Consider the following 14,132-nt stretch of genomic DNA (forward strand, 5'->3'; position numbering starts at 1 on the left):
GCCGTCGATACGGAGATCTGCGATGAAAAAACTTTCTCTGCTGGCCGCCGCCACCCTGCTCAGCGCCTGCCAGTCGACCTCTCCGGCCGGCAAGGTCAGCCTCGACGGCGAAGTGTTCTACCTGCAACGGATCGCCCTGCCGCCCAGTGCGACCTTGAGCGTGAGCCTGCAAGACGTTTCGCTGGCCGACGCGCCAGCCATCGTACTCGATGAGCAGAAAGGCCCGGTCAAAGGCCAGGTGCCGCTGCCGTTCCACTTGAGCTACGATCCGGCCCAGATCAAACCCGGCCACCGCTACTCGGTCAGCGCACGCATTGAAGTCAACGGCGAGCTGATGTTCATAACCACTGAAAACCATGCCGTGCAGCTCGATGGCAAGGATCCGCAGCCGCTGAAGATCCGCGTCGACTCGGCCCGTTAACGTGCTTTCATACAAGGAAGCTTTCATGCTCCGTCCTACCCTTCGCTTCGCCGGCCTTTGCGCGGGCCTGATGATCTCCGCCAGCGCACTGGCCCTGTCCCTCAGCGACCTGTCGCAAGGCGACGCCACCGGCGGTCTCAAGGATGCCCTGACCCAGGGCGCGCAACTGGCCGTCAAACAACTCGGTACTCCGGGCGGCTTCAGCAACAACCCGGACGTGAAAATCGAACTGCCGGGCAAACTCGGCAAAGTCGCCGGCAAGATGAAAGCCTTCGGCATGGGTGCCCAGGTCGACGAACTCGAAACCGCCATGAACAAGGCCGCGGAAACCGCCGTCACCCAGGCCCAGCCGATCCTCGTCGACGCCGTGAAGAAAATGAGCGTGGAAGACGCCAAAGGCATCCTCAGCGGCGGCAACGACTCCGCCACCCGATACCTGGACAAATCCAGCCGCGAACAGATCCGCACCAAGTTCCTGCCCATCGTCAAACAGGCGACCGACAAAGTCGGCGTAGCCCAGAAATACAACGCCTTCGCCGGCCAGGCCGCGACCTTCGGCGTGGTCGATGCGAAAAGCGCCAACATCGAAAGCTACGTGACCGAACAAGCGCTGAACGGCCTGTTCGAGATGATCGGAAAACAGGAAGAAACCATCCGCAAGAACCCGGCCGCTGCGGCGACGAGTCTGGCGAAAAAAGTGTTCGGTACCCTCTAAACCGGCACCACACGGGAGTGAGCTGTCTCACTCCCGTTGATCAATCCGCCACCAGCAGATACACGTAAAAAGTACACCCACTCGCGCCCCATTTTCTTCTTCTCGAAAACCTGCAGCTCAACCAACCCGCTCAACGCCGACACCGCTGTGTTGTAGGCACAACCAAGGTGCTCCTTGACGTTCCCCGCCGTGAACTCCTTCGCCACCCCACTTCTGGCCACCTGATAAATCGACCGCTGTCGCTCTGTCAGCCGATCAAAAAAGCCCGAACAGGTCAGCCAGCGTTCGAAGCCTTCGCTGTACGCCACGCTCTTGCGGTACACATCGGTAAAACCCTCTACCGCCCGCAAAATCACCGAACACTGAAACTCGATGAAGTACGTCAGGTCGAGCTCATCAGCCTCGCTGTGCAAATACGACCGCCCGTACTTTACCGGCGCGTTGCGCAGTAAAAGACTGATCGCGATATAGCGAAACGCCGAAAACTCGTGCTTGAACATGAACCAGTAAAACAGCGCCCTGGCGACCCGCCCGTTGCCATCGCGAAAGGGATGTTCATAGCCCAGGGCAAAGTGCAGCGTGATCGCCTTGATCAGCGGATGCAGGTAGTTTTTTTGTCGAGGTGAGCCCTGTGGTTGATTGATCCACTGCGAGAGCAAATCCAGTCGCCTCACCAATCCGACCGCAGGCGGTGGCGAGTGCACGGTATTCCCTTCGCCGTCCTGCACCACCACTTCATCGTTCGTCCTGAAAAGCCCGGGGTCGTACTGCTCGTCATCAATACCCTCGACACCGACCCGATGCATCGACGCAATCAACTCCACGCTCAAAGGTTCGTAACGTTTTTCCCAGGCGAAATTCATCATCCGGTAATTACCCATGACCATCCGCTCATCCGGCGTCCGCGGCTGACGCCGTTGCTTGAGCATGTCCTTGGCAACACGAGTGGTGGTCACGGCGCCCTCAAGCTGACTGCTGCTGATCGCCTCATCCTCGATCAGATCGTTGAGCAAATAACTGAAATGCGCCCGCTCGCCTATCTGGCTGGTCATGTATTCCAGCGATGCCGTCGTGGTTTGCCGATCAACCACTGAAAGGGCCTTCTGCGCGGTGGGCGTCGGCACAAACTTCCCCCACTGCGCCGGCTCCCCCAGAGGCAGAAGATGAATGTACTGAGCGGCCCGCGCCTTCTTGACCAGCGCCCAACACAAACGCGAATCCAGCCCGCTGGCCCAGCGATACCGCAAATCCTCAAAAGGCAGATACCGTCCCTGATCATCCAGCGGCTTGAGCAGCGCAAGATAATCCGCCAGACGCTGCTTGTGAGGCGGTCGCATCAACAACTCAAAGACCGGATCGGCCCGACCTTTCAATACCGGCGGTTTCTTCATCAACGCTGCTCAACCAAGGCTGAAAAACAGCCTCGAGTACAGCACCGCCAACACAGCGACTCAATATCGGAGGCGTCTGAAAAACTTGTAGGAGGCGACACAGAGTCCTACACCATTGTTTTGCTCAGCTGTCAGGCTGCCATCGCTTGCAGGCCAGCTCCGACAAGATTGAGTCCAACCGATAGAGTATGGTCGGCAGACGGTCCGCCTTCGCGAGCAAGCCCCACAGAAAAGCGCAAAACCCCACACTCCGATGCGCTTCGCTTCTAACCACTCAACACAATGAGCGTTAGCTCGAGTAACGCTTTTGACGTGCCGGCCCCTTCGGCCGGCTGAGTGGAGGGATTTATCCGGGGGTGGGAGCGCAGCGACCGTGCGGCGCAGCCGCATGCATCGAGAGGAGGTGCAGCGAAGCAAACCGTAGGCGATGCCCCCGGATGAATCCCGGAACGAAGGAACCCCGAGCCCCAGCGAGGGGCCGAACGCCGGGGCCCAGCGTTTTGCTTACTTTTGGGCGTTTGCAAAAGTGAGCCGCTGTAAGAGCGGAACCGCCAGCGGCAACACCCGCAGAAACGGATATTCACCCAAAACCCCAAGAGCCTGGTCGGCCCAAAGGCCGCCAAGCTCACCAAACCAAATCAAGACTCCTTGCGAACCCTGAACCAAGCCGCATACAACGCCGGCAAAAACAAAAGCGTCAAAGCAGTAGCAACAATCAACCCCCCCATGATCGCCACCGCCATCGGCCCAAAAAACACACTGCGAGAAAGCGGAATCATCGCCAACACCGCCGCCAAAGCCGTCAACACAATCGGCCGGAACCGCCGCACGGTCGCCTCGATAATCGCCTGCCACGGCTTGAGCCCGGCGGCGATGTCCTGCTCGATCTGATCCACCAGAATCACCGAGTTACGCATGATCATCCCCGACAGCGCGATCGTCCCGAGCATCGCCACAAACCCGAACGGCTGACGGAACACCAGCAGAAACAGCGTCACCCCGATCAACCCCAAAGGCGCTGTCAGAAACACCATCGCCGTGCGTGAGAAACTGCGCAGCTGCACCATCAGCAACGTCAGCACCACGACAATGAACATCGGCACCCCGGCATTCACCGACTTCTGCCCACGCTCCGAATCCTCCACCGTTCCGCCGACATCCAGCAGATAGCCGTCCGGCAATTCGGCACGGATCGGATCAAGCGTCGGCATGATCTGCTTCACCAGCGTCGCCGGTTGCTCCTTGCCATAGATGTCTGCGCGCACGGTCACGTTCGGCAGACGATTGCGGTGCCAGATGATGCCTTCCTCGAAGCCATATTCCAGCGTGGCAATCTGCGACAGCGCGACGCTGCGACCGTTATCGGTCGGCACCGCCAGACTCGGCAGCAACGACAGCTCGGTGCGCTCGTGCACGGTGCCGCGCAGAAGGATTTCGATCAACTCGTTGTCCTCGCGGTACTGGCTGACACTGGAGCCGGTCAGCGAACTCTGGAGGAATTTCGCCAGATTCGCCGTACTTACACCCAAGGCTCGGGCGCGATCCTGATCGATGTTCAGGTACACGACCTTGCTCGGCTCTTCCCAGTCCAGGTGCACGTTCACCACATGCGGATTCTCGCGCACCTTGGCCGCGACCTTGCGCGCCAGAGCCCGGACTTCCTCGATGTGCTCGCCAGTGACGCGGAACTGCACCGGATAGCCAACCGGAGGACCGTTTTCCAGGCGCGTGACTCGCGAGCGCAGGGACGGGAACTGCTCGTTCAAGGTGTCGATCAGCCACGTGCGCAGCGCTTCGCGTTCCTTGATGGTTTTCGCCAGCACGACAAACTGGGCGAAGCTTGCGGCCGGCAGTTGTTGATCCAGCGGCAGGTAGAAACGTGGCGAACCGGTGCCGACGTAAGCGACATAGTTGTCGATGCCGGCGTGAACCTTGAGCATCGCTTCCAGCCGCTTGACCTCGCCCGTGGTGTTGGCCAGCGAGGCGCCTTCGGCAAGCTTCAGATCGACCATCAACTCCAGTCGCCCGGACGCCGGGAAAAACTGCTGAGGCACGAACCGGAACAACGCCACCGACGCCACGAACAGCAGCACGGTGAGCACGATCACGGTTTTGCGCCGACGCACGCACCACTCCACCAAACGCCGTACCCGTTGGTAGAACGGCGTGCCGTAGGGGTCGGTCTGACCATCAGCCGTACCGTGTTTGGCTGCGTGAATCTTCGCCAGATCCGGCAGGAATTTTTCCCCCAGATACGGCACGAACACCACGGCAGCCACCCAGGATGCGAGCAAGGCGATGGTTACCACCTGGAAGATCGAGCGGGTGTATTCGCCGGTGCCGGACTGCGCCGTGGCAATCGGCAGAAAGCCTGCGGCGGTGATCAGCGTACCGGTGAGCATCGGGAACGCGGTGCTGGTCCAGGCATAACTGGCAGCCTTGATCCGGTCGAAACCCTGCTCCATTTTGATCGCCATCATTTCCACGGCGATGATCGCGTCGTCCACCAGCAAGCCCAGCGCCAGCACCAGCGCGCCGAGGGAAATCTTGTGCAGGCCGATCCCGAGGTAATACATGCAGGCGAAGGTCATCGCCAGCACCAGCGGAATGGTCAGCGCCACCACCATGCCGGTGCGCACGCCGAGGGAGAAGAAGCTCACCAGCAGCACGATGGCCAGCGCTTCGACCAGCACCTGGACGAACTCGCCGACACCGGTTTTCACGGCGGCGGGCTGGTCGGAGACCTTGCGCAACTGCATGCCGGCCGGCAGATTTTTCTGGATCCGGGCGAATTCGATTTCCAGAGCCTTGCCCAGCACCAGAATGTCGCCGCCGTCCTTCATCGCCACCGCAAGACCGATGGCGTCTTCGCCCATAAAGCGCATGCGCGGGGCCGGAGGATCGTTGAAACCGCGCCGCACGTCGGCGACATCGGAGATGCGGAACGTACGATCACCAACCCGGATCGGGAAGTTCTTGATCTCGTCGACTGTCTGAAAATTCCCCGAAACCCGTAGCTGCAATCGCTCGCTGCCGGTTTCGAAGAAGCCGGCAGTGGACACCGCGTTCTGTTCCTCCAGCGCCTGCTGAACCGCCGCCAATGGCAATCCGAGGGTGGCGAGTTTGACGTTGGACAGCTCGACCCAGATCTTCTCGTCCTGCAAACCGAGCAGATCGACCTTGCCCACATCCTTGACCCGTTGCAGCTGGATCTGGATGCGATCGGCGTAATCCTTTAACACCGCGTAGTCGAAACCGTCACCGGTCAGCGCGTAGATATTGCCGAAGGTGGTGCCGAACTCATCGTTGAAAAACGGCCCTTGAATGCCGGGTGGCAAGGTCTGGCGGATGTCGTTGACCTTCTTGCGCACCTGATACCAGAGCTCCGGAATTTCCACTGAATGCATGGAGTCGCGGGCGATGAACGTGACCTGGGATTCACCGGGGCGCGAGAACGAAACAATCCGCTCGTACTCGCCGGTTTCCATCAGTTTCTTTTCGATGCGTTCGGTGACCTGACGCGAGACTTCCTGGGCCGTGGCGCCCGGCCAACGGGTCTGGATCACCATGGCCTTGAAGGTGAACGGCGGATCTTCACTCTGGCCGAGCTTGGTGTAGGACAAGGCGCCGACGATCGCCAGCAAAAGCATCAGGAACAGTACGATCTGACGATTGCGCAACGCCCAGGCGGAAAGATTGAAACCCATCGGGGATTACTCCTTGTCCGCCAGATTGACCACGCGGTTGGAGCGATCCACCGGACGCACCTGCTGCCCTTCCAGCAGCACATGGACGCCAGCGGCGACCACCCAGTCGCTGGCGCTCAGGCCTTCGAGCACCGGCACGGTTTTCTCACCGAACGGGCCGGTGCGCACCGGGGTCTTTTTCAGGGTGTTGTTGGCGCTGACGACCCAGACGTAGGTCGCGCCGTTTTCGGCGGTCAGCGCCGAGAGCGGCACCGACAGCGGGATGACATCGGCGGTCTGCACGAAGACCCGGGCGCTCTGGCCCAGTTCTGCCGGGACCTTGCCGGAGGTGAATGAAATGCGTGCAGCGAAGGTGCGGGATTTTGGATCGGCGGCCGGCGACAGCTCGCGGATCTGCCCGGCGAAGCGCTGGTTCTGCTGCGTCCACAGTTCCACCGAAACCGGCTGGCCGACCTTGAAGCGGCCGAAGCTCTGCTCCGGCAGGCTGATCAGCACTTCCCGTTCGCCATCAGTGGCGAGGGTGAAAACGGTCTGCCCGGCGGCGACCACTTGCCCGACTTCCACCGAACGCTTGGCCACCACGCCATCCTGCGGCGCGCGCAGCACGGCGTAACTGGCCTGATTGGTCGAGACGTTGAATTCGGCTTTGATCTGTTTGAGGCGGGCTTCGCCGGAGCGATAAAGGTTCTCGGCATTGTCGTAGGCCGAGCGGCTGACCATCTGCCGTTCCATCAGGGTCTTGTAGCGGTCCCGCTCGGCGCGCACCAGGTTCAGGTTGGCTTCGGCGGCCGCGACCTGGGCCCGGGTGGCCTCCAGTTGCAGGCGTACATCCTGCGGATCGAGTTCGGCGAGCGGTTGATCGGCCTTCACGCGCTGGCCTTCCTCGACCAGTCGTCGGCTGACTTTGCCGCCGATGCGGAACGCAAGATCGGGTTCGTAGCGGGCGCGAACCTCGCCCGGATAACTTTCCATCGCCTGCGCCGAAGGCTCTGGCTGCACCACCATGGCCGGTCGCACGCTGACTTGCGTCACCTCTTCCTTGCCACACGCCGACAATAAAAACGCCAGACTGACTGGCACCGCAAAGGACAACGCATGGCGGAACATGGTGAAGGACCTTTCGCTAAGGAGGCTTGGAATAATTATACTGGCCGGTATGTTATTAATAGCAAACTCACCAGTCCAGTATTAAAAGCGAAGAATGTCGAACAATCTTTCCACTCCAAACGGCCCCGGCCGCCCGAAGGATCCGGCCAAGCGCCAGGCGATTCTCGAGGCGGCGAAAATCCTGTTCCTGATTCATGGCTATGCCAACACCAGCATGGACGCAGTAGCCGCCGAGGCCGGGGTGTCGAAGCTGACGGTCTACAGCCATTTCAACGACAAGGAGACGCTGTTCTCTGCCGCCGTGGTGGCCAAATGCGAGGAGCAATTGCCGCCGCTGTTCTTCGAATTGCCGGACGGCATCGCGGTGGAAAATGTGTTGCTGAACATTGCGAGAGGCTTTCACCACCTGATCAACAGCGATGAATCGGTGAACCTGCATCGCCTGATCATGGCGCTGGGCAGTCAGGATCCGAAGCTGTCGCTGATCTTCTTCGAGGCCGGTCCCCAGCGCATGGTGCAAGGCATGGAACGGTTGCTGCGGCGGATTCACGAAACTGGCGTGCTGAGCATCGACAAACCGCATAACGCCGCCGAGCACTTCTTTTGCCTGATCAAGGGTGCGGGAAATTTCCGCCTGTTATACGGCTGCGGTGAGCCACTGACCGGCGAGGCGGCGGAAAGTCATGTGCAGGAAGTGGTCGGGCTGTTCATGCGGGCCTATCGCCCCTGATTGTGCAGCGTCTGATTTGACGCTTTCGCGAGCAAGCTCGCTCCCACAGGTTTCGTTGGTGTTCACACCTCTAGTGATCACACCACTATCTCTGTGGGAGCGAGCTTGCTCGCGAAGGGGGCGACCTGGTCTCAGGCCTTGAGCGTTTTCTTCGGGTAGATGTCATAGCGGCTGGATTTGCCATCCAGCGCATGACTCGGTTTCGGCCCTTCGATGCACGGCGCCTTGCGCGGTCGCTTGACCACCACCCGGTGCGTGGCCAGTGCCAACGCTGCTTCCAGCAAGGCCGGAGCATCCGGATCATCACCCACCAACGGACGGAACAGGCGCATTTCCTTCTTCACCAGCGCGGTTTTCTCACGATGCGGGAACATCGGGTCGAGGTAGATCACCTGCGGCGGCTCGCCCTCCCAATTGCGCATCACCTCGATGGAATTGCCCTTGAGCAGCGTCATCCGCGCAACGATCGGCGCCACCTCGAAGTCTTCCGCCGCACGGGCCAGACCATCCTCCAGCAAGGCGCCGATCAAAGGCTGACGCTCGATCAGGCTCATCTCGCAACCGAGACTCGCCAGCACGAACGCATCTTTCCCGAGTCCCGCCGTCGCATCCAGCACCCGGGGACGCACGCCCTGAGCGATGCCGACCGCCTTGGCGATCATCTGCCCGCTGCCACCGCCGTACAACCGGCGATGGGCCGCGCCACCTTCGACGAAGTCGACCCGCACCGGCCCCGGCGCATCCGGCCCCAGTTGTTGCAACTGCAAACCCTGCTCGCCGACCTGCAGGGCAAACTCGCCGTCTGCCACCTGCAACGGCAGGCCCAGGCGTTGCGCCCACTGCTCGGCCTGCGCTTCGAACGTCGGGCCGAGGGCCTCGACATGGATGCGGCAGGCCGCGGGTTGCTCAATCATGGAAAACACGCTCAAAAAAGTTAAGGATCGGCAAAATCCGCCGATAACCCAATCAACGCGCATTTTGCCAGAGCTGAGCGTCAACCGAAAAAAATGTCAGGCATTCTTCCCACATCGATTGGCTACATTTCGCCCACAGGCGACTTCAGCCGTCATAACACTCAAGCATTGGGCGGCGTCAGCCACCTGTGGCAGGATTTCTTTGCCCAGGCACTGGCCGAACAATCGAGTGATGTGGTGCCGGCCTGCGGCACTTTCCCGCCGGTCGATCTGCAAAGTCCTGAAGAACCGACCGTCGGCAGCGAGCTGCACGCACACATCGTCAGTCAGCGTGAATGCGATGTGGTTGAAACCGAGGTGCGTCCGCCGGAGCCGCTGTTCCTGCCGATCGCCGAAATCGACATGACACTGGCCGAGCCGTACCCTCCATTCCCGCCAGAAGCAATCAAGACTCAGCAAAAGCAGCAGGATTTCGACAGCAGTTGGGTTCGTCCGATCGTGATCAACAACGGTCAGCCGATTCCGGAACCGGGCCCTGCCCCGCAGAAAAAGCCGCTGTACCTGCCGATTGCCGAGTTCGACCTGGATCTGCTGCAGCCTTACCCGCCGTTCCCGCCGGAAGAAATCGTCGAGCAGCAGAAAGCCCTGGACTTCGATAACGGCTGGGTGCGCCCGATCGTTCAGCAGAACCTGCGCATCGCCGCCTGATCCCTCAGCGACACACGCTCCAGCGCCCGACATCGACATGAAAGTGATTGCGATGGGCTGCGTTGTAATCCGGACTCAACACCACACTGAACGCCTCGCAGGAACCGTCGCGCACCTGACGTAGAAACTGCGCGTCCTGATTTTGCTTCGGCCAGTCCTTGAGCACACTGATCTCGCGACCATTCGCCAGCCGGAAGCCGGCGATGTCCAGCGCATCGGCACTGGCATGGCGGCTGAGCGCGCCGTTCTCGCGATTGTAGACATTGCGGCAGGCGAAGCTGCCGAGGTGATCGACACGCGCCACAGGCTGACCGTAGGCCTGCTGCGCCGCCGGTTGCAGCGTATGGCGCTCGAACATCGCAAACGCCACAGCCAGCGGGCAACTGGCGAGAAAGCTGCTGCTGAGCCCCACCCCGCCGCCCTGCACGCGCAAAGCGCCGATCAACGGGCATTTGGCATCGGGACTGTCAGCCTGTGGCGAAACCCGCAGACCGGAGCTGACCAATGCCTGCTCACACAAGGCCGGATCGCTGCGCAGTCGCATCAACTTGTAGCCCGTGAGCCAGTTGGGCGTCGCCTGCACGTCCAGCGGCGCCCACGGGTTCCATTGCGGCGGCACATCGAGCCAACCGCGCCAGACGCCGATCAGGCTGCCACCGATGATCAGCAGCCCCGCCAACAGCAGCCAGCGCCCCATGCTCATCCCTTGAAGAATTGATTGGCCCTGGCGTAAGGCATCGAACGGGAGGTGAAGGTGAACGTGCCGGACTGCTGGATTTCTTCCGCCGCGCGGAAAAACTCACCCAACGCCGCCAGGGCCAGCGCCGATCCGGTGCTGATCCGCTTCACGCCCATTTCTTCCAGCTGCTGCACCGTCAGCTTCAAGCCGCCGGACATCAACACATTGACCGGTTTCGGCGCCACCGCACGCACCACCGCCAGAACTTCTTCGGCGGTACGCAGGCCCGGCGCGTACAGCACGTCGGCGCCAGCTTCGGCAAAGGCTTGCAAGCGGCGGATGGTGTCGTTGATATCGGGATTGCCATGCAGATAGTTTTCCGCACGGGCGGTCAGCATGAAGGGAAACGGCAAGGTGCGCACCGCAGCGACGGCGGCTTCGATCCGCGCCACCGCGTGTTCGAAGCAGTAGATCGGCGAGTCTTCCCGGCCGGTGGCATCTTCGATCGAGCCGCCCACGGCGCCCGCCTCGGCTGCGCGGATCAGACTCTGCGCCGATTCGGCCGGGGCGTCGGCGAAACCGTTTTCCAGATCCACCGCCAGCGGCAGGTCGGTGGCCGCGACAATCGCCCGGACATTAGCCAGCGTATCGTCGAGACTCAGGCCGCCATCGGGCTTGCCTTGGGAGAACGCATAGCCGGCGCTGGTGGTCGCCAGCGCCTGATAGCCGAGGCTGGCGAGCATCTTCGCGGAACCGGCATCCCATGGATTGGGAATCACGAAAATCCCCGAGCGTTCGTGCAGGGCTTTGAAGGTTTCGGCTTTACGGACTTGTTGTTGACGGGCTTGGGCGTCCATCGGCAGGCTCCTGGGCAGGAAAGAAATCCGCCTCAGAGCAGGCCAAGTTGCTCGGCGGCGGGTTCTCTGTATAGCTCAGGCAAGGATCGCAGGCCAGGCAAACGTTGCATCAGTTGTGCGTGAAAACGTTGCGCCAGCTTCGCCGCAAGAATGTTATCGGCGGTGTGCAGAAAGATGTACGGCGTGCGGCCCTCTTCGATCCACTCGGCGATTTTCGCCACCCACGGCACCAGGAACGGGTCGTTGGCCTCAAGCTCGGGATGGCCGATGAAGCGCACCTGCGGGAATTGCGTGAACGCTGCCGGCCGCGTGGGTACGCGGGGCTTTTTCGATTGGGCGTGGATCACCGACGACTCGGTGGACAGACAACTGAACAAGGCGCGCGGATCGAGACAGATGCGCTCCACGCCACGATCCAGCAATAGCCGGTTGAGCAAACGCTCACTCTCACCTTTGGCGAAGAATTGCTCGTGGCGCACTTCCACCGCCAGCGGACAATCCAGCGCATCGATGAACGCGGCAAGCTCCGGCAAGCGATGCGGCGTGAAGCTTTTCGACAGTTGCAGCCACATGGGCGAGACGCGTTCACCAAGCGGCTTGAGTAGCTGGAGGAAGGTTTCGGCTGCGGTCAGTTGATCGCGCAAGTCGCCGCTGTGGCTGATGTCGCCGGGGAACTTGGCAGTGAAGCGAAAGTGCTCCGGCATCACCTCGGCCCAACGCTGCACGGTGGCGGGCGACGGGCTGGCGTAGAAGGTCGTGTTGCCTTCCACGGCGTTGAATACTTGTGAATAGAGTCCGAGGAAATCGGAGGTCTTGGCGTCTACCGGATACAGATACTCGCGCCAGGCGTTTTCGCTCCAGGACGGGCAACCGAGGTAGTAAGGCAGATCCATCAGATGTACAGATCGAGGCCCAGCACGTCTGCATCCCAATCGACAAAACCGGCGGTGCTCAGGTAGCTGGCCAGGGCCATGGCCACGCTTTTCTTCATCGCGCGGTGATAAATCATGTCTTGCTGGCGGGCGGGCAGATTGCTCAGGCGTTGCGCGGTGGCTTTGGCGGCACGGGCAGCCAGTTGCTCTTCGGTCGGGAATTCCAGCTCGCCGTCGATATCCTCGACGGACTCATCCAGCGCCGGATTGCCTTTGCGAGGCTTGCGCTTGATGGGGTAGGAATGAGTGGAAACGCCGTCTATACGCATAAAGTCATGCTCGGTATCGATGATGGCAATTTAGCGGCACCTGACCGACTTAGCAAATCGCCGAGTGATAACTAGAACACATAAAAGACAAAAGGTTTAAAGCGCGGTGTTAGAAACGGACGATTGGCTTTGTTGAGGCAATCACTGAACTTGTGGGAGCGAGCTTGCTCGCGAAAACATGGATATGGTCACCATTGATGGTGACTGACCCACCGCATTCGCGAGCAAGCTCGCTCCCACAGGATCTCACATGGGTCAGCGGGCTTTCGGGGTGGCCACTTTGTCGCGCAGGTAAACCGGCTGGGCGTCGTCCGCCGCAATCGCTTCACCGCGTTCCCAGGCAAATCGCGCCAGGGTCAGCAGGTCTTCGGCGTGTGGGAGCATGCCAGCGTCGGACCCGGTCAGGTTTACAGCGATGCGTTTGCCATAACCCCAGCCCGTGCCGGCACCGAACCAGTCACCCGAGGCGTCATCCGGCAGCGCGGCGACTTCCGGCGGCAGCACCGCCTCGGCGCCGACCAGACGCATCTCCCCGGCCGTCTCGCGGTAGCAACCCCAATACACCTCATCCATCCGCGCATCGATGGCGGCCGCGACCTGGCTCACGCCGTGCTCGCGGTAGGCCCGTTGCGCCAGCACGGCCAGGTTCGACACCGGCAACACCGGGCGATCCAGCGCAAAGGCCAGGCCCTGCACCACGCCGATGGCAATCCGCACGCCGGTGAACGCGCCCGGGCCACGGCCGAAGGCGATGGCGTCCACCGCTTGCAGGGTGGTGCCGGCGTCGGCCAGCAGTTGCTGGATCATCGGCAGCAGTTTCTGCGCATGCAGGCGCGGGATCACCTCGTAATGGCTCGTGACCTTGCCGTCATGCAGCAAGGCAACGGAGCAAGCTTCAGTCGCGGTGTCCAGGGCCAGCAAGGTGCTCATCAATGTGTCCGTAAATCAGGTGGGGAAAAAGTGCGCCAGTATAAACAACTACGGCCCGCAAGCGGGCCGTGGATGATGCAGCGGATCAGGTTTTTCAGCTCAGCGCTTCAAGCACCTTGGCGGTGATCGCTTCAACCGAACCGACGCCAGGGATGTGGCTGTACTTCGGTTTGCCACCGTTCTTGGCGGACAGGTTCTGGTAGAACTCCACCAGCGGCTTGGTCTGCGAGTGATAGACCGACAGGCGATGACGCACGGTTTCTTCGGTGTCGTCCTTGCGCTGTACCAGCTCTTCACCGGTGATGTCGTCTTTACCGGCAATTTTCGGCGGGTTGTAGACGATGTGGTAAACGCGGCCGCTGGCCTCGTGAACGCGACGACCGGCGATACGCTGAACGATTTCTTCGTCTTCAACGGCGATTTCGACCACGGCGTCCAGCTCGACACCAGCCGTTACCAGCGCTTCAGCCTGAGGAATGGTGCGCGGGAAGCCATCGAACAGGAAACCCTTGGCGCAATCGGCTTGAGCGATACGGTCCTTGACCAGCGCGATGATCAGGTCATCCGACACCAGGCCACCGGCATCCATGATGCTCTTGGCCTTGATGCCCAGCTCGGTGCCGGCCTTGACCGCAGCACGCAGCATGTCGCCGGTGGAGATTTGCGGAATGCCGAATTTCTCGGTGATGAACTTAGCCTGAGTACCTTTACCGGCCCCGGGAGCTCCCAGCAGAATGACGCGCATCGATGTGCTCCTCAATTTTTTATATAA

General features: G+C 61.0%; 14 protein-coding genes. 4 read left to right on the forward strand and 10 right to left on the reverse strand.

What is annotated here, in order from left to right:
* The first annotated feature begins 22 nt into the window (after nucleotides 1-22).
* Together CAF63_RS22025 and CAF63_RS22030 are read left to right on the forward strand one after the other, a co-directional pair.
* Complete coding sequence (locus tag CAF63_RS22025) at nucleotides 23-421, forward strand: YbaY family lipoprotein (protein ID WP_085688762.1); 399 nt, start codon at nucleotides 23-25, stop codon at nucleotides 419-421.
* 25 nt (nucleotides 422-446) lie between these two features.
* Nucleotides 447-1,136 carry a DUF4197 domain-containing protein gene (locus CAF63_RS22030; RefSeq protein ID WP_085688765.1) on the forward strand — a complete coding sequence of 230 codons (690 nt, stop codon included), beginning with the start codon at nucleotides 447-449 and terminating at the stop codon, nucleotides 1,134-1,136.
* Here CAF63_RS22030 and CAF63_RS22035 read toward each other — a convergent pair.
* From CAF63_RS22035 to CAF63_RS22045, 3 genes are all read right to left on the reverse strand, one after another.
* Complete coding sequence (locus CAF63_RS22035; protein WP_085688768.1) at nucleotides 1,133-2,527, reverse strand: Fic family protein; 1,395 nt, start codon at nucleotides 2,525-2,527, stop codon at nucleotides 1,133-1,135. The genes CAF63_RS22030 and CAF63_RS22035 overlap by 4 nt on opposite strands.
* Nucleotides 2,528-3,165: 638 nt before the next feature.
* Nucleotides 3,166-6,234 (reverse strand): efflux RND transporter permease subunit, encoded by a 3,069-nt coding sequence (locus tag CAF63_RS22040; protein WP_085688771.1) that lies wholly within the window; start codon nucleotides 6,232-6,234, stop codon nucleotides 3,166-3,168.
* A 6-nt stretch (nucleotides 6,235-6,240) separates the two neighbouring features.
* Nucleotides 6,241-7,341, reverse strand: a complete 1,101-nt coding sequence (locus CAF63_RS22045; protein WP_085688775.1) for an efflux RND transporter periplasmic adaptor subunit — start codon at nucleotides 7,339-7,341, stop codon at nucleotides 6,241-6,243.
* Between the two features lie 94 nt (nucleotides 7,342-7,435).
* Here CAF63_RS22045 and CAF63_RS22050 point away from each other — a divergent pair, with 94 nt between their 5' ends.
* Nucleotides 7,436-8,071 carry a TetR/AcrR family transcriptional regulator gene (locus CAF63_RS22050; RefSeq protein WP_085688778.1) on the forward strand — a complete coding sequence of 212 codons (636 nt, stop codon included), beginning with the start codon at nucleotides 7,436-7,438 and terminating at the stop codon, nucleotides 8,069-8,071.
* A gap of 131 nt (nucleotides 8,072-8,202) precedes the next feature.
* Here the strand turns inward: CAF63_RS22050 and CAF63_RS22055 are convergent, their stop codons facing one another.
* The gene (locus CAF63_RS22055; RefSeq protein WP_085688780.1) at nucleotides 8,203-8,985 is read right to left on the reverse strand and encodes a class I SAM-dependent methyltransferase; all 783 of its coding nucleotides are present in this window, start codon (nucleotides 8,983-8,985) and stop codon (nucleotides 8,203-8,205) included.
* A 93-nt stretch (nucleotides 8,986-9,078) separates the two neighbouring features.
* Here CAF63_RS22055 and CAF63_RS22060 point away from each other — a divergent pair, with 93 nt between their 5' ends.
* Nucleotides 9,079-9,693 carry an energy transducer TonB gene (locus CAF63_RS22060; protein WP_085688783.1) on the forward strand — a complete coding sequence of 205 codons (615 nt, stop codon included), beginning with the start codon at nucleotides 9,079-9,081 and terminating at the stop codon, nucleotides 9,691-9,693.
* A 4-nt stretch (nucleotides 9,694-9,697) separates the two neighbouring features.
* On the opposite strand, the gene CAF63_RS22065 is transcribed toward CAF63_RS22060, so the two are convergent.
* The 6 genes from CAF63_RS22065 to adk form a co-directional block, all read right to left on the reverse strand.
* Nucleotides 9,698-10,390, reverse strand: a complete 693-nt coding sequence (locus CAF63_RS22065; protein WP_085688786.1) for an extensin family protein — start codon at nucleotides 10,388-10,390, stop codon at nucleotides 9,698-9,700.
* Nucleotides 10,391-10,392: 2 nt separating this feature from the next.
* Nucleotides 10,393-11,229 carry an oxaloacetate decarboxylase gene (locus CAF63_RS22070; protein ID WP_085688789.1) on the reverse strand — a complete coding sequence of 279 codons (837 nt, stop codon included), beginning with the start codon at nucleotides 11,227-11,229 and terminating at the stop codon, nucleotides 10,393-10,395.
* Nucleotides 11,230-11,261: 32 nt separating this feature from the next.
* Entirely contained in the window at nucleotides 11,262-12,122 is an 861-nt protein-coding gene (locus tag CAF63_RS22075; protein WP_007954722.1) for a DUF72 domain-containing protein, read from the reverse strand.
* Nucleotides 12,122-12,430 (reverse strand): hypothetical protein, encoded by a 309-nt coding sequence (locus tag CAF63_RS22080; protein ID WP_085688793.1) that lies wholly within the window; start codon nucleotides 12,428-12,430, stop codon nucleotides 12,122-12,124. The genes CAF63_RS22075 and CAF63_RS22080 overlap by 1 nt, the downstream gene beginning before the upstream one ends.
* Nucleotides 12,431-12,685: 255 nt before the next feature.
* The gene (gene tsaB / locus CAF63_RS22085) at nucleotides 12,686-13,360 is read right to left on the reverse strand and encodes a tRNA (adenosine(37)-N6)-threonylcarbamoyltransferase complex dimerization subunit type 1 TsaB (RefSeq protein ID WP_085688796.1); all 675 of its coding nucleotides are present in this window, start codon (nucleotides 13,358-13,360) and stop codon (nucleotides 12,686-12,688) included.
* Nucleotides 13,361-13,454: 94 nt separating this feature from the next.
* Entirely contained in the window at nucleotides 13,455-14,105 is a 651-nt protein-coding gene (adk, locus tag CAF63_RS22090; protein ID WP_007954716.1) for an adenylate kinase, read from the reverse strand.
* Nucleotides 14,106-14,132: the final 27 nt, after the last annotated feature.

Source organism: Pseudomonas sp. B20(2017) (assembly GCF_002113125.1).
Classification (GTDB): Bacteria; Pseudomonadota; Gammaproteobacteria; order Pseudomonadales; family Pseudomonadaceae; genus Aquipseudomonas.